16 protein-coding genes are annotated in these 16,275 nt (G+C 45.7%); 11 read left to right on the top strand and 5 right to left on the bottom strand.

Annotation, left to right across the window (positions count from 1 at the left end; translation table 11 throughout):
• Positions 1-7 precede the first annotated feature (7 nt).
• From OA57_RS03190 to OA57_RS03170, 5 genes are all read right to left on the bottom strand, one after another.
• Entirely contained in the window at positions 8-1,027 is a 1,020-nt protein-coding gene (locus OA57_RS03190; protein ID WP_034613319.1) for a zinc-binding alcohol dehydrogenase family protein, read from the bottom strand.
• An 11-nt stretch (positions 1,028-1,038) separates the two neighbouring features.
• Positions 1,039-2,319, bottom strand: coding sequence for a TRAP transporter large permease (locus OA57_RS03185; RefSeq protein ID WP_034613316.1), 1,281 nt, complete (start codon positions 2,317-2,319; stop codon positions 1,039-1,041).
• A gap of 14 nt (positions 2,320-2,333) precedes the next feature.
• Positions 2,334-2,843 carry a TRAP transporter small permease gene (locus OA57_RS03180; protein WP_034613313.1) on the bottom strand — a complete coding sequence of 170 codons (510 nt, stop codon included), beginning with the start codon at positions 2,841-2,843 and terminating at the stop codon, positions 2,334-2,336.
• A gap of 17 nt (positions 2,844-2,860) precedes the next feature.
• On the bottom strand, positions 2,861-3,880 hold the full coding sequence (locus OA57_RS03175) for a TRAP transporter substrate-binding protein (protein ID WP_034613311.1): 1,020 nt from the start codon (positions 3,878-3,880) through the stop codon (positions 2,861-2,863).
• Between the two features lie 258 nt (positions 3,881-4,138).
• Positions 4,139-5,353, bottom strand: coding sequence for an aromatic amino acid transport family protein (locus OA57_RS03170; protein WP_034613309.1), 1,215 nt, complete (start codon positions 5,351-5,353; stop codon positions 4,139-4,141).
• Positions 5,354-5,786: 433 nt separating this feature from the next.
• Here OA57_RS03170 and OA57_RS03165 point away from each other — a divergent pair, with 433 nt between their 5' ends.
• The 11 genes from OA57_RS03165 to OA57_RS03115 all read left to right on the top strand — a co-directional run bounded on the left by OA57_RS03165 (position 5,787) and on the right by OA57_RS03115 (position 16,249).
• Entirely contained in the window at positions 5,787-7,700 is a 1,914-nt protein-coding gene (locus tag OA57_RS03165) for an FTR1 family iron permease (RefSeq protein ID WP_034613306.1), read from the top strand.
• 41 nt (positions 7,701-7,741) lie between these two features.
• Positions 7,742-8,263 (top strand): iron transporter, encoded by a 522-nt coding sequence (locus OA57_RS03160; RefSeq protein ID WP_407637070.1) that lies wholly within the window; start codon positions 7,742-7,744, stop codon positions 8,261-8,263.
• Positions 8,264-8,411: 148 nt separating this feature from the next.
• On the top strand, positions 8,412-9,806 hold the full coding sequence (locus OA57_RS03155) for a Fe-S-containing protein (protein ID WP_034613298.1): 1,395 nt from the start codon (positions 8,412-8,414) through the stop codon (positions 9,804-9,806).
• On the top strand, positions 9,806-11,137 hold the full coding sequence (locus OA57_RS03150; RefSeq protein WP_034613295.1) for an ABC transporter permease: 1,332 nt from the start codon (positions 9,806-9,808) through the stop codon (positions 11,135-11,137). Before OA57_RS03155 ends, OA57_RS03150 begins: the two co-directional genes overlap by 1 nt.
• Positions 11,127-12,269 carry an ABC transporter permease gene (locus OA57_RS03145; RefSeq protein ID WP_034613292.1) on the top strand — a complete coding sequence of 381 codons (1,143 nt, stop codon included), beginning with the start codon at positions 11,127-11,129 and terminating at the stop codon, positions 12,267-12,269. Before OA57_RS03150 ends, OA57_RS03145 begins: the two co-directional genes overlap by 11 nt.
• Positions 12,270-12,286: 17 nt before the next feature.
• Positions 12,287-12,958 (top strand): ABC transporter ATP-binding protein, encoded by a 672-nt coding sequence (locus tag OA57_RS03140; RefSeq protein WP_034613291.1) that lies wholly within the window; start codon positions 12,287-12,289, stop codon positions 12,956-12,958.
• Positions 12,958-13,437, top strand: a complete 480-nt coding sequence (locus tag OA57_RS03135; protein WP_034613288.1) for a TlpA family protein disulfide reductase — start codon at positions 12,958-12,960, stop codon at positions 13,435-13,437. Before OA57_RS03140 ends, OA57_RS03135 begins: the two co-directional genes overlap by 1 nt.
• 21 nt (positions 13,438-13,458) lie before the next feature.
• Positions 13,459-13,779: a c-type cytochrome gene (locus OA57_RS12795; protein WP_034613285.1), complete on the top strand. Its 321-nt coding sequence runs from the start codon at positions 13,459-13,461 to the stop codon at positions 13,777-13,779.
• A 13-nt stretch (positions 13,780-13,792) separates the two neighbouring features.
• Positions 13,793-14,044 carry an aspartate/glutamate racemase family protein gene (locus tag OA57_RS03125; RefSeq protein ID WP_052122347.1) on the top strand — a complete coding sequence of 84 codons (252 nt, stop codon included), beginning with the start codon at positions 13,793-13,795 and terminating at the stop codon, positions 14,042-14,044.
• Between the two features lie 362 nt (positions 14,045-14,406).
• Positions 14,407-14,649, top strand: coding sequence for a hypothetical protein (locus OA57_RS03120; RefSeq protein ID WP_052122346.1), 243 nt, complete (start codon positions 14,407-14,409; stop codon positions 14,647-14,649).
• Positions 14,650-14,716: 67 nt separating this feature from the next.
• Positions 14,717-16,249 (top strand): carbon-nitrogen hydrolase family protein, encoded by a 1,533-nt coding sequence (locus OA57_RS03115; protein WP_034613282.1) that lies wholly within the window; start codon positions 14,717-14,719, stop codon positions 16,247-16,249.
• Positions 16,250-16,275: the final 26 nt, after the last annotated feature.

Raw genomic sequence — 16,275 nt, 5'->3', positions numbered from 1 at the left:
TGACTCCTTACCACTCTAATAGCACTTTACACACGGTATTTTTTTGATTTTTAATGACATCAAACGCTTTTTCAATATCATCAAACGGATAAGTGTGCGTGATCATTTTTTCCGGTGTTACCTTTCCCTCTTCAAATAACTTGATCACTTCAGGAAAGCGTTTATTATTTAAGCGTGTACCAAACACATTGATTCCTTTTTTGGTAAATGCAACTTGCGGGATTTCCGATGGTGCGGCGCCCGTTCCAAGCACCACAAAACGCCCCGACGGCGCAACAACGTCCAACGCCTCTAAAATGCTCTGCTGCGAACATACCGCATCAATCACGACATGAGCGCCTTCATTTTCGGTGAATTGGTTGATCGCCGTGCGTAAATCAACATGTTTAACATTAATCGCCTTAGTCGCCCCCATCTCGCGGGCAAGCGTGAGGCGTTCTTCAAAAATATCCGTGATCAAAACCTCGGCGCCTCTGGCTATCGCAACCTGCATCGCCGCTAAGCCTGCCGGTCCGGAACCAAACACGACGACTTTATCGCCAGCGACAACATTTGCACGGGTATTAATTTCAACCCCGACGGCATAAGGTTCAATCAAACAGGCTGTTTTTTCAGGAATTTTATGAATGTCTATCGGATACACATTTTCTGCTTTGGTTTTGGCATATTCGGCAAAACCGCCATTAATGTGGACACCGGTGACTTTTAAATGTTTGCATACGTTATGATGACCGCTGCGGCAGGCATAACAGCGACCGCAGCTATTGACTATATCGCTTACGACAAAATCCCCTTTCTTCACATGTTTGACTGCCGATCCGACTTTTTCTACCCGTCCGACAAATTCATGCCCAATGACAATAGGGTACTTAGCCAAGGAATTGCCGCCGGTATAAATGCCGATATCCGATCCGCAAATACCGCCGAATCGCACTTTGATAATCACATCATCGTCACGGTCGATTTCCGGTGCGGAAATCGTTGCAATATCCAACTCAAACGGTTTGGTTACTGTTATCGCTTTCATGTCATTAATCCTTATTGAGTAAAAAATTCTAATGGTTGTATCAATAAACTTGGGAAAATAATCAGTAATAGCAAGGTGATTACAATAGCAAGCAGGAAAGGCCAAATTGCTTTGACAATTCTTTCCATATTGATCCGCCCGGTGCTCGCTGCGACATTTAACACGGTTCCCACCGGTGGTGTTAATAACCCCATGACACAGGTAATAATAAACACTACGCCGAAGTACACCGGATTAATGCCCGCCTGTTTTACTGCCGGCATTAATACCGGTGTTAAAATCAAGATCGTCGGGACCACATCCATTGACGTTCCGACTAATAGAACCAAACCGGCGATAACCAACATCAGCACCATAGGATGTTCGATAAACGGCTGCAAAAGGTCAGTAACGATGCGTGGGATATTACCGATAGTCATTAGCCAGGACGACACCATTGCCGCCGCCGCTAAAAACATAATCGCACTGCTGGCTTTGGCGGACGAAATCATACTTTCCTTGATGTCTTGTAAGGTGAGTTCGCGATAAACGAATACCCCGATGAGCAAAGCGTAAACGACCGCCATGACACCGGCTTCTGTCGGTGTAAACATACCACTGCGCAGCCCAAGCAAGATACCGACAGGCATAAAAATCGCCCAAATCGCTTTACGGACGGCACTGATGACCTCACGGAAGGATTTACGCGGCAAAGGCGCTGCCGAATCTTTACGCGAAACCAATGCCCAGACAACACAAAGAATGGCGGTAATATAAATAGCCGGAGCAATTCCGCCCATAAACAGATCGGTGACCGATACCCCGGCCGTCACACCAAAAATAATCATCGGTACGGAAGGCGGCATGATCGGCGATAAAATATTTCCGCCGGCAATCAGTGCGGTTGATCTGTCTCGGTTATAACCGGAACGTACCATCATCGGGATCAAAATCGCCCCCAATGCGGCGGTTGAAGCCACAGCGGATCCGACAAGGCTTGCAAACAGTAAAATCGCCAAAATGGCGACATAGCCTAATCCGCCGCGAATATGCCCGACTATTGACGTTGCCGCGTCGACAATTTTATTGGTTAACCCGCCGCGATTCATTAAATCGCCGGCAACCACAAAAAACGGGATTGCCATCATCGAAAAACTGTCGGCGCCGTTAAACAAATTTTGTGACAAAATTTGAGCGTTAAAGACATCTAAATACAACATCAGCATAATGCCTGAAAATAACAGCGAAAATGCAATAGGAACACCAATCACAATACCGCCGATCAAGCTTGCCAAGAAAAGAATAATAGTCATAATTCACCTGCCGATTAATCTGAATCCGATTCACTCATCAACACAATATGATGAACGGCTTTTGGATTTTTAATCACCTCTACGATATGTAACAAACCGATTAAAATAATCGCCGTTCCGGTGAGCAAACCGATGCCATAAACGAATGACAATGGTAATCCGGTCGCTGCCGCTTTTGCGGTCATTGACTGAATCACCATGGCATACGTGCCTTTAACCAAAATGCCCATCACCGCAATAATGATTAAGCGACCTAACACAAACAAAAACAGCTTGAGTTTTTCCGGTACGTTTTTAATCAGCGTATCCACCCCCAGATGTGCGTTTTCTTTCATTGCCACTATCGCACCGAGGTAAATGACATAAACAAAAACATATCGTGCGACCTCTTCAGACCAAACCAACCCTGAATTAAAGAAAAAGCGAAGAATGACGTTTAAAAATACCAAGGCAATCATGACCGCCAGCATCAACCCGAGTAGTAATGAGACGCCGTGAAATAACTTTTCGATAATCGCTTTCATGCGCTATCCCCTATTGATTAGTCAGTATTTCGAATACGTTCGACAAGTGCTTGCGCCCAATCATATTTCTGGTACAGATCATCATAAAGCGGCTGCATTTTCTCAATCAATTGTGTTTTATCCGCATCGCTTGGCGTCACTACCGTAACCCCTTTTTCAGCCAGGAATTTTTTATCGCTATCAATACTTTGCTGATATAACTCCCAGCTTTTATCTGATGCCGCTTTTGCCGCGTCCAGAAAAATCGCTTGATCTTCGCCACTCAATCCGTCCCAAAATTTTGCATTGGCCAACAATTCAAGCGATGAAATCATATGGTTTGTTTCATAAATATTTTTGTTCACCGAATAGAATCCTTGTTGTACAAAGGTGGAAAGCGGATTATCCTGCCCGTCAACAACACCTTGTTCAAGTGCGGTAAACACTTCGCCCAATCCCATAATGGCGACATTTGCCCCTAACAACTCAGCCGCTTTCACATGGATAGGATTGTTGGGCATACGCATTTTTTGCCCTTTGAATTGCGCCGGATGCGTTAAGGATTTGCTCGATGAAAATACGCGGGCACCGTTTGGCATCCAGGCGAGAAATTTGATTGGTTGGGAAGATTCAAAACTATCGGCAATCTCTTCACCGACTTCGCCTTGATAAATTTTTCTGGCGTGAGCGACATCTGTAAATAAAAACGGAAAATCGGGAACAGACATCTTTGGTACTTCGGACCACATCACCGTACCCAACACCGACATATCGATAATGCCCTGACGAGTGTAGTCAAAAGATTGCTTTTCATCACCCAATTGACCGGAATCATAGACATCAATTTGATAACGACCATTGGTTTTACTTTCCACAGCCGGTTTAAACACCTCTTTTAATGCCAGTGTGGAAGGATGGGTTGCCGCAACAACGGAAGAAATTTTAACGACTTTGGGCGTTTGTCCTGATTGGGAATGTTGTGCGGCATCATCACAAGCCATCAGGGAAAATAGTACCGCACCGGCTAATAACGTTTTGAAACATATTCTTTTTTTCATAGTAACCCTCAATTTAGATTTTAAATAAATACTAGTATACAAGTTAAAACGAAAGAAAAACCTTAGCTTTCTTGCCAAGTAAACTAACAAAAAATCCAAATGAAAACCGTGAATACTGTCACAAATTTGGTGTTTAGTTATGTTGAACTATGTTGATAACAACAAATTGAATCTGACAAAGGCGCCAATCCGCCTTTGTCAGATAGAGACTATATAATGTTAAACCATACTCTGCTAACGTTATTCAGAAATCGGGCGTCAGCCGATCACTTTCGGCAAATACCCGGCTTCAATCAAAAACGGAATGACAATAATCAGTATGCCGAGCAGTAATGCCAGTACGAGGGCAATATTGCCGCCCCAAACGCGATAGGTGAGGTTCGGGTGTAATCGGCGGGCTTTCCATGCCAGACCGACCGGCAACACTAAACCGTAAAATGCAAACATAATCCCGGCATAACCCAATGCCATGATAAACCCTTCTGGATAAAACAGGGCGAAAACCAGCGGCGGCAGGAAGGTCAACACGCCAAGCAATAAGCGGTTCGACCGCACTTTTACTCGGTGTAACAAATCATTCAGACAATCAAACAGGCTGAGGGAAACTCCCAAAAACGAGGTGATCAAGGCAAGAGAAGAAAATAAACGCACCGCTTCGCTCAACACCGCACTACCGGTGATTTCACGTGTGGCGTTGACCAAGCCGTTTAAAGTCGGGTCTTGCTGCAAAATCTGTAAAAACTGGCTTTGGCTCAACACGCCGTGTGTCGAAAGCTGCCATAGCAGATAAGCCAACAGCGGAATGCCGGTGCCGCCGATAATCGCTATTTTCAAGCGTTTAATATCCCCTGCCAAATATTTCACAATACTCGGAATCACTACATGGAAACCGAACGAGGTGAAAAAAACCGGCGCTGCGGATAGCATTAAGGCATGATTAAGCGGCATCGCCATTAAATTCTCCAACCGCACTTTAGGCAGCATCATAAACAGCACAAACATAAAAACGGCCAATTTGCTGAAGAAAAACAGCCGGTTGACCGCATCAACGCCCGATGTGCCGATAATGATAAAAATGCCGAGTACCACGGTAAACAGAATAATCCCGATTTGTGATGCGGTTTGCTCGCTTTCGAATACCGGCAATAATCCGCCGATGAGTGAACCGCCGCCGGTAACATAAGCCGATAAAATGGCATACATGAAAACCAACAGTGAAAATGTCGACAGAATACGCCCGAAACGGCCGAAGTACTGCTCTGCCAAGGTTGCCAAACCGGAATCAATCTGTGCCGTCTGGTAAACTTCAATAAACAATAAGGCGCTATAAGAGAGCAACAACCAGAGGATCAGCAACAGCATGACGGTAAATCCGAAGCCCATGCTGGCGGAAGTAATCGGCATCGCCAGCATACCGGCGCCGATGGTCGTGCCGGCGACCAATAACGTACTGCCCAACGTTTTATTTTTCACAACAGTGTCTCAATTTTAAAGGATATAAATAAAAAAAGTGCCCATAAAATGGGCACTACTCGGAAAGCAAATATATGGCTATTGAAATAGCACTTGTTATTGTCGGCGTAAGATACTCGAAAGTTGAATAAAGTGCAAGTATCAATAGGATTAAATAGTCATTTTGTGATTCTGCGCAAAATTTTTAGATAAATTTGAATATTTTTTAATAAACTTTAGAGACTAAAGCGCATAATTTAAGTAAATTTATGCCTCTTCAGCCCGACACGGGAAGCGGTATTTTGGCATTTCGTCATGCTTACCGTCGGTTAAAAACATCAATTTTTTGAGATAGAACAACTATTCGCCAAAATCTGCTTGAAATAAATTCTTATCGGCTCATAATTCATCACAAGTCTTGATAAAGGTTCTCATTATTGTTCGTGTTATTAATATGTTAAAATTATTAAAATATCTATTCCCCCTTATCCTTTTTTTACTCCATACGCCCCTACAGGCGGCTGAAACGGAACACGGCTATCAAGCCTATATCAACGATATCGAACAGCGTTTGGATCAGACCTTGTCGCTATATCAAAACGGTGAAATCAATCAGGCTAAAAGTGCGGTTCAAATGGCTTATTTTGAGGTGTTTGAAAATTTAGAAGGGCCGATTCGGATCAATATCTCCGCTCAAAAAAGTTATCAGCTCGAAGCCACGTTCGGCGAAATTCGCCGCATGATTACACAAAATGCGTCCGAACAGGCAGTTGCGGATAAAATTAACTGGCTCAAGGGCGAATTAAGCCAATTGGAAGGCACGCTGAATGACGGACACCGGCTAACGGCGGAAGGACAGCACGGGGCTTATCAAAACAGCGATATTGCGCCTTACTGGCGACAAAGTTTTCAAGTAATCGATGATTTGTTGGCACAAGCCATCAGCGATTATCAGGCGGACAATTTTGATGCCGCCAAAAAAAGTATGCAACAAGCACAATACGACGGCTTCAAAAATTCCGAAATGGAAATGGCAATTCGTCAATACCGCTCTTCCACCCAATCTTCCGCACTTAATCAGCAATTTTACGATTTGATCAAACTGGCGCAAACAAGCGGTAATCTGACCGAAATCGGTTACCGAACCACGCAACTGCTGCAAGATATTGAAGATCAACTGCCGCAATTGCCGACAACCAAGCAGGCGCAGTCGATTGAAACGACACAATCCGAAAACAGCGGCACGGAAACGACAACACAAAACTGGCAGCAGGTTGCAGACGACGTCAATCAAGGTATTCAACAGGCGATTGCGTTATATCAACAAGGCAACACCGCCGAGGCGATGACGGCGGTACAAGACACCTATTTCGATGTATTTGAAAGTTCCGGCATGGAAGCTTCGGTCGGTTCGCGCGACAACGGTTTAAAACTGACGCTGGAGGGCTTTTTCACCCGTCTGGTCGGCCAGATGAAAGCCCAGAAACCGCTGGATCAATTGCAACAGCAAGCCGACGGTTTGCACCAACAATTGCAAAGTGCGGTTTCGCTGCTGGGTAAAAACAATGAAAACGGTTGGGGAACCTTCCTCTATAGTCTGATGATTATCTTGCGCGAAGGTTTGGAAGCGCTGCTGATTGTTGCCGCCATTGTCGTCTATCTGATAAAAAACCGACATCAGGACAAACTGCCGGTCATTCGGCAATCTGTCGTGGTAGCGTTGATCGCCAGTGTCATCACCGCTTTTATATTCCAATTGTTATTTGAAAATTCAGGCAAGAACCGTGAGCTGTTGGAAGGTATCACCATGATGTTTGCCGTGGTTATGCTGTTTATGATGAGTTATTGGCTGTTGTCAAAAGTCGAAGCCGAACATTGGAAACGTTACCTGGAAGGAAAATTATCCACTGCCCTGACGACAGGCTCGCTAGTCGGTTTATGGCTGACCAGTTTTTTGGCGGTTTATCGCGAAGGGGCGGAAACCGTGCTGTTTTACTACGCCTTGGTGGGCGATATTCAGTCTGCCGACGGATATCTTTATCTGTTCGGCGGTTTTATCGTCGGGGTGGTGTTATTGCTGATTGTCTATTTCATTATGCGCTACACCGTGGTCAAACTGCCGTTAAAACCGTTTTTCATTCTGACCGGCGGTTTTATGTATCTGATGGCGTTTGTCTTTGCCGGCAAAAGCGTGTTGGAGCTTATTGAGGGGCAACTAATCCAGCCGACGCTGCTTGGCGGTTTTCCTCAAATTTCTTGGCTCGGAATCTATCCTTATCGAGAAACACTGATTCCGCAAGCCGTGTTGATCGTTGCTGCCGTTTTCGCCCTTTGTTACATGAAAATACGCAGCAAACCACAATCTTAAACCTAAATCATACTAACGTTATTAATGAGGTATTTATGCGTATCAAAAAAACACTGATTGCCGCAACATTATTCGCCAGCATTCTGACCGCTCCGTCGGCGTTTGCCTTTAAAGAATACCCTGCCGGTGAACCGGTCACCATGAATGAAATGGAAATTGCGGCGGTCTATCTGCAACCGATTGATATGGAGCCGCGCGGCATGGGCTTACCTGCCGCTAAAGCGGATATTCATCTGGAAGCCGATATTCATGCGGTTGAAGGCAATAAAAACGGCTTTGGCGCCGGTGAATGGATGCCGTATTTAACCATCAATTATACGCTGGAAAATCTGGATACCGGTGAAAAACAACAAGGTACGTTTATGCCGATGGTCGCCGGCGACGGGCCGCATTATGGGGCGAATGTGAAAATGATGGGCGTTGGCAACTATAAAGTCACTTATCATATTGATCCGCCGTCAAAAGCCGGCCTACACCGCCACACCGACGATGAGACCGGTGTCGGTCGCTGGTGGAAACCGTTCGATGCGGCATTTGAATTTAAATATACCGGATTGAATTGATTGTCGTTTTGAAAACAAACCGCACTTTAGCCGTTAATTTGCTCTGCCGCCGTTTTTGCGTGTTTCTTTTTGCCGCAATTTCAATTGTGGTGTTCAAAAAGCAAATAATCCGGTGAAAGTGCGGTCATTTCATTATTGGGTTTTTTAAATGAATTACTTTTTCACCTCGATTCTGCAACTGTTGCTGCCGATCGGTTTATTAAGCGGTTTGCTGTGGGGCAAACAGCATTCGGTTGCGGTAAAAGCGCTGCTTTGGCTATCGTTGACCGCACTTTGCGCCGGTTTTCTTTTTTGGCAGTTGCTGACCGTCAACCAAACCACCCGCTTGGCATTCTCCCTCAGTTATGTTGCCGTGCTGGTGTTCAGTCTGATTGCCGCGCAATTCAATCAACGAAACTTGCTGTATCTCAGCCAACTCATGTTACTGTTTTTCAGCGGTATCTTCTGGGCGCAAAACCCGAATTTAAGCGCCATCACCTCGACTGAGGTGATCAATACCGATTTTATTTTAAACCTGTTCGCCATTGCCGCCGCACTTCTGCTGTGCTTATTTGTCGCCAACTGGACGGTCGTGTTATTACGTCAGCAAACGATTCCCTACCTCAGAAACGGGTTGTTATCACTACTGGTTATCTGGCTGCTGCTGCCGCTGAACGGGCAAATTCTGTTGTCATTGATTAAATTACAATGGCTCGATCTTGATAAAACCCTCCTCAGCTTCGTCGCCAAAAGCCTGAATCTGGCGATATGGAATAACTATGTTTCGACCCTGTTTTTGCTGCTGATCACCTTTGTCTTTTACTTTATCGTCTTGCGCCCTCGCAAAAGTGCGGTAACTATTCAACCCGATTTAATCGCCCGACGGCAAAAAACCGCACTTTACCGCACATCACGCTGTTTGGTTGCCGTCGGTATCCTATTCGCTGTCGTGGTGGCAGGGGCGCAGCTCTATTGGGATAAAATTGCTTCCCAACCGCCAAGATTGTCGGAAGCGACACCTGTGACATTGTCACAAGATAACCTGATTCATATTGACATTAAGACGGTCAGCGACGGCAAATTACACCGTTTTGTCTGGATTTCCGATGAAGGGAAAGCGGTTAGATTCTTTATCATTAACCGTCTTGCCGACCGAATAAGTCTCGGCGTGGTATTCGATGCCTGCTTGCTGTGCGGCGATCAAGGCTATGTGATGCAAGGCAATCAAGTCGTTTGTGTGGCTTGCGGCGTGCATATGTTCATTCCGTCGATCGGCAAAGCGGGCGGCTGCAATCCGGTGCCGATTAACGACTGGCAGCAAACCGATTCTCAGATCATCATCAGCAAAGCCGGCTTAGAAGAAGGCCTGAATTACTTCTCGACTATCGTTAAGCTGGATGTTGTTGATCCGGTGGACGGAACAAAACTGGTGAATACCGATGCCAAATTCAAATACAGTTTTGCCGGTAAAACCTACTTCTTTGCTTCTGAAGCGAATTTGGCTCGCTTCCGTGACAATCCTGAATCATTTGTGCAGGCAAGTGCGGTAAAAGGAGAAAAATGATGCTGTTTCGAATGTTGTTTCAATCTTGGAAAAACGGTTTACGGCGCAAATTTTTGGCGATATTCACTATTTTTCTGGCGGCAGGGTTAATCTCTGCCCTGCTTGCGGTATCGATTGATATCGGCGATAAAATGGCAAAAGAGCTGAAATCTTATGGTGCCAATATTTTGATTGAACCGGCGGCGCAGGCGGCGCTGCCGATGCTGAATCAAAATGCCGCAGCCGCCTTGCAAGGACAGGACTTTCTCGATGAAAAAGAATTACCGAATATCAAAGATATTTTCTGGGGCAACAATATTGTCGGCTTCGCACCGCAGCTGAACGCCGAGCTGCAACTTGTGCAGCAAAACGGGCAAGCGCGCGCGCAGACAGTGAGTGTGTTGGGCACCTTTTTCGATTACCCGATCGGGATTCCCGATGATCCCGATTATCACACCGGGCAGAAAATCATCAGCCCTTATTGGCAGGTAGAGGGAAAATGGGCGGACGACAGCGGACTGAAAAACGCAAGTGCGGTTGACTATCAGGCGTTAATCGGGCGCCAACTGGCCGCAAGTCTTCATATTAATATTGGTGATCGATTGCAATTATTGCCGTTTGAGGCGCAGCCGACCGCACTTTTAAATCTGACCGTCAGCGGCATTCTTTCCAGCGGCGGTAATGAAGAAAACCAATTGATTGTGCCGTTATCAGCATTGCAAAAAAGCCTGAATCTCGGTGGGAAAGTGCAATCGGTGCGGGTTTCGGCGCTGACCGTGCCGGAAAACGACTTGTCACGCAAAGCGCGTGAAAATTTGGAAGCACTGGACGCCGAAGAGTATGATCGCTGGTATTGTACCGCCTATGTTTCTTCGATTTCCCACCAACTGGAAGAGGCGGTTTCCGGTGCGGTCGTGCGGCCGATTTGGCAAGTCGCCGCTTCGGAAGGGGTGGTTATTGAAAAAATTCAACTGCTGCTTGCGGTGGTTACGCTTGCCGCTCTGCTTGCTTCCTCAATGGGTATCGCTTCGCTGATGACCAGTAATATCATTGAACGCAGCAAAGAGATCGGGCTGATGAAAGCCTTAGGCGCATATCAATGGCAAATTAATCTGCTGTTTTATTGTGAAGCCGCCTTAAGCGGCATTCTCGGCGGGATATTCGGTTGCCTTGCCGGCTGGGGATTGGCACGCTTTATCGGCGAGGCGCTGTTCGGACAACCGCTTTCGTTTGCCTGGATTGTCGTGCCGTGCGTGCTGTTGCTGTCGGTGCTGATTGCTCTTGTCGGCACGTGGTTTCCGGCACACCGTATTGCCAAACTGTATCCGATAGAGGTGTTGTATGGGCGCTAATTCGGCAAAAAACAAGATGTTTTGGCGATTGGTATTCCGAGCGCTGCGCCTGCGTGTACAGCGTGTAGCGATTATTTTTGCGGCGCTGACGGTCGGCGCGGCGATTGTCACCGCCATGTCGGCGGTCTATTTTGATATTAATACCAAAATGAGTCAGGAGTTACGCACCTTCGGCGCAAATTTTTATATCGGCTCTCAACATCGCAATACCCTGTCGCAAACGGAATTCGAACAGATTATCGAGCATGCGCCGCCCGGCTTACTGAATGCCGCAGGGCCGTATTTATACGGCGTAGCCCGCAGTGAACTGGAAAAAATCGCGATCATGGGAGTTTGGTATGATACCATGCCGACGCTTGCCCCCTATTGGCAAATCAGCGGCCAACAAATCGGCGTCAATTTTGATCAGCGCAATGCGATGATCGGCAAAACACTGGCGGAGCGGTTACATCTCACCACTGGTGACGCTGTCACTTTAATCGGCAAACAACAGCAAAAACATCACTTCAATATTAAAGCGATTGTTGAGGCGGGTGATGCGACCGACAATATGTTAATCGTTAATCTGGAATTTGCCCAACAGTGGCTTGATAAACCGAATGAAATCAGCTATGCCCTGCTTAGCGTTAAAAATGAACAGGGGCAGGTGGAATCCTTTGCCGAGCAATTACGCCGTGATTATCCTGATCTGGAAATTCGCCCGATTCGTAAAGTATCAGCCTCCGAAGGGCAAATTTTGGATAAAATTAAAGGGTTTATGGGCTTGATTTCGTTAGTGATTCTGATTTTGGCCACCTTGTGCGTCAACACAACTCTGATTGCGATTATTGCCGAACGCGCCAAAGAATTCGCCCTGCAAAAAGCCCTCGGCGCAAAACGCAGCGATATTATCAAACAAATCACCACTGAAACGCTGCTGATTGCCGCCGGCGCAATGATTGCCGGCCTGATTTTAGGCTATATTCTGGCACAAATACTCGGGATTACCGTATTTAAATCCAGCATTGATTTGCGCTTGCCGGTGATTCCGATCACCGTGCTGCTTTCATTGATGGTGGCGGTCATTGCCGTGATTGTGCCGGCCCGACGGGCGCTACAAATTGAAACCGCCAATGTACTGAAAGGCGAATAAAATAACAGGACAAGATCATGACGGAAAGAAAACGGGTCATTGAAACCCAACATTTGTTCAAACGCTTCGGTCAAGTGACCGCACTTGACGATATCAGTATTCAGATTGCCGAAGGCGAATTTGTCGCGATTATGGGCGCGTCCGGCTCAGGCAAAACCACGTTGATGAACATTCTGACCTGTCTGGATACCGCCAGTGAGGGCAAAGTGATTCTCGACGGTGTCGATGCCGCCAAGCTCGACGAAGAGGAGCGACAACGTTTTCGTGCGGAAAAAATTGGATTAGTGTTCCAACAATTCCATCTAATCCCCTATTTGACCGCACTTGAAAACGTGATGCTGGCACAGCACTATCACAGCGTAACCGATGAAAATTCCGCCAAAGCAGTGTTGGCTCAAGTCGGGCTGGAGCACCGAATTGACCATCTGCCGAGCCAACTTTCCGGCGGGGAACAACAACGGGTTTGTATTGCTCGGGCGTTGGTAAATCGTCCTCCGGTGATTTTTGCCGATGAACCGACAGGTAACCTGGATGAAAAAAATGAAAACTTGATTTTGGCACTATTGACCGAACTCAATCAACAAGGCAGAACCATTGTCATGGTGACGCACAATCCCGAACTGGGAAAACTGGCAAACCGCACAATATTTTTACAACACGGCAAATTTTTACGTGAAGAGAAACACTAATGCGCACATACTCCCGCCTTCTTTTTTCCGCCTTGTTCGCCTTACTGATAACGGCGTGTGACGAACAACACGCCACTGTCGGACAAAACGCACCTGAACTGGCAACATTCAGCCTTCACGGCGAAACGGTGAAACTTGCCGATGCCGTCAAGCAAAAACCTCTGTTTATGACATTTTGGTCTGAAACCTGCGGCGGCTGTATTGCCGAAATGTTGGAATTACAACGTCTTCAACAGTTATACCCCGATAAATTGGATTTTTTGGCTATCAATATTGACGGCAAAGAGGCGGATACCGCCGCCGTTGCAAAACAGCGCGGCATAACGCTGCCGATCGTCAAAGATCAATTAGGCATCACCGCTGAACGTTACCAAGTGATCGGCACCCCGACATCGTTTTTAATCTCGCAAGACGGCGTTCTGCAACAAAAAATGGAGGGATTTGATCACGAAAATTTGCTAGCATTATTCCAAGAATAAACCATCTAGAAGGATTTAAACGTGCGTTTTCATATTTTCACCTTGTCGGGTTTGCTGGCTGCCGCATTGCTCACTGCCCAAAGTGCGGTTGCCGATGCCGATATTGCCAAAGGCAAACGCACCTATCAACAAACTTGTGCCATGTGCCACGGTCGTCATGCCGAAAAACAAGCGCTTGACACCTCAGCCGTCATTGCCGGTATGCCGCACACCGAGATTGTCATCGCATTGGAAAAACGAAAAAACGGCGAAATAGAAGGTGGAGGCAACACGGTTAAAGCCCGTCTCACTGAACAGGATATGCAAAATATTGCGGCTTATATCGAAACGTTAGGCAAATAAGCGAGAGAAACGGATGAAAACCATCGGCGTTATCGGCGGCATGAGCCCGGAAAGCACCGCACTTTACTATTCAAAAATTAATCGTGGCGTCAATTTGTATTTGGGCAAAAACCATAGTGCCGATTTGCTGTTGCACAGTGTCGATTTTGAAACCATTGTTGAGTTACAAAAAAACGGCGAATGGGTGCAAGCAGGCCAATTATTGGCACAAAGTGCGGTTATGCTGGAAAAAATGGGTGCCGACGGTTTATTACTCGCCGCATAAATAATAGTCGTCATCAACGTGAAAGCATAGGCAGCCGTTTCATTCACGCTCTGTACCAATACCGAATTTAACTCACCGGAACGAAATCCATTCAAAATAACCAACGACACTCTGCGCAGCTTGTTATCCAAAATAGTTCGAAGTTGATACACCGCTAAATTTGAATAACCTTTGGTATCATATTGATCTGAAAATAATCTTAATCCAGCACTGAAAGCCAACAGTAACAAAACAACTATAGTATGAATATAAATTGATTCGGTATTATTGCTTTCCATCGACAAAAATAATGGATATTCACAGCCGATGTTATCCGACTTTAATCGCTATCCTGATTCCGAATTACATAATTTTTCGAGAAAATGAAACAGGAAAAATATCAATTTACGTATCACTTTTTTGGCCAATTACAACAAAAGAAAATTATTCAAAATGATTTTCCGATAGCATTAATTGATATGTTTATTCGCAGAATTGACGACTTGATTAAAAATCCGATATTGATACAGGCTTATCATGGACAAGAATCCCAACTATACGAAAATGCCATTCAATTATTAATGTATGGTATTGCGCATAAAAAACCATTTCCTGACAAAATTTGATTTTTACATTCAATCGTTTTATCCTAAAATCAAGCAGTTAATTTAATCAATAACAGGAAGGTGTTAAATGGAAACCAAAGATATTGAGAACATCGAACTGACTTACCTCACCCTGAACGACTATCAAGAGCTGAAAGAAGCGATGATCAGCGCCTACTCGTTGTTGCCAAATGCTTATTGGAGTGAAGATGAAATCACGCGCTTAATTGAAAAATTTCCTGAGGGACAGGTTGTTATAAAAATTAATGATTGTCTGGCCGGGTGTGCTCTGTCGATTATTGTTGATTATAATAAATACGGTGATAACCATACTTATCAAAAAATCACCGCCAATGATACCTTTGATTCCCACACCGACAAAGGCGATATTCTGTACGGGATTGACGTGTTTATCAAACCGGAATTTCGCGGTTTACGTTTAGGACGGCGTTTATATGACTATCGCAAAGATTTATGCGAAAAGCTGAATCTAAAAGGTATTTCCTTTGGCGGACGGATTCCGAACTACCACAAATACGCCGATCAACTGACACCGAAAGCCTATATTGAAAAAGTACGCCGTAAAGAAATTGATGATCCGGTGTTGAATTTCCAAATGTCGAATGATTTCCACCCACGCAAAGTACTGAAAGGTTATCTTGAAGGCGATGTAGCTTCCAATGAATATGCGGTTTTAATGCGTTGGGACAATATCTACTATGAACCACCGAGCGATTTGGCGACCCAAAACAAAAAAGATATTCGACTTGGCTTAATTCAGTGGCAAATGCGCCCCTATCGCAACGTGGAAGAACTCATGCAACAGGCGGAATATTTTATTGATGCCGTTTCCGGTTATCACTGTGATTTCGTGCTGTTTCCCGAATTTTTCAATGCCCCGTTAATGGCAAAATACAACCGCTATTCCGAACCGGAAGCGATTCGCAAACTGGCGCAATATACCCAAGATATTGTCGGCAAATTCGAAGAATTGGCAATCAGCTATAATGTGAATATTATCACCGGCAGTATGCCGGAAATCAAAGCGGAACATCTGTACAATGTGGGCTACCTCTGCCGCCGTGACGGCAGCACCGAGCGCTTTGAAAAACTGCATGTTACCCCCGACGAGGCAAAAATCTGGGGCATGGTCGGCGGAACACAGTTGAAAACCTTTGACACCGACTGCGGAAAAATCGGGGTTCTGATTTGCTATGATGTGGAATTCCCGGAACTCAGCCGTTTGCTGGCGGATCAAGGCATGGAAATTCTATTTGTCCCGTTCCTGACCGACACCCAAAACGGCTTCTCCCGTGTGCGCCACTGCGCCCAAGCACGGGCAATTGAAAACGAATGTTTTGTCGCCATCGCCGGCTCGGTCGGTAATTTGCCGAACGTCCACAACATGGATATTCAATATTCACAATCCATGATATTCACCCCATGTGACTTCGCCTTCCCAACCAACGGTGTTAAAAGTGAAGCTACGCCAAATACCGAAATGGTACTAATCGCAGATGTCAGTATTGATGAATTGCGTGAACTGCACGAGTTCGGCAGCGTGCGTAACCTCAAAGATCGGCGTAATGATTTGTATCAGTTGCGCTGGAAGAAAAAATAACGGCAAAAACAAAAAGTGCGGTTAAT

Source organism: Chelonobacter oris, assembly GCF_000772535.1.
Lineage (GTDB): Bacteria > Pseudomonadota > Gammaproteobacteria > Enterobacterales > Pasteurellaceae > Chelonobacter > Chelonobacter oris.
Note: the sequence above shows the minus strand (reverse complement) of the source record. Positions and strands in the feature narration are given on the sequence as shown.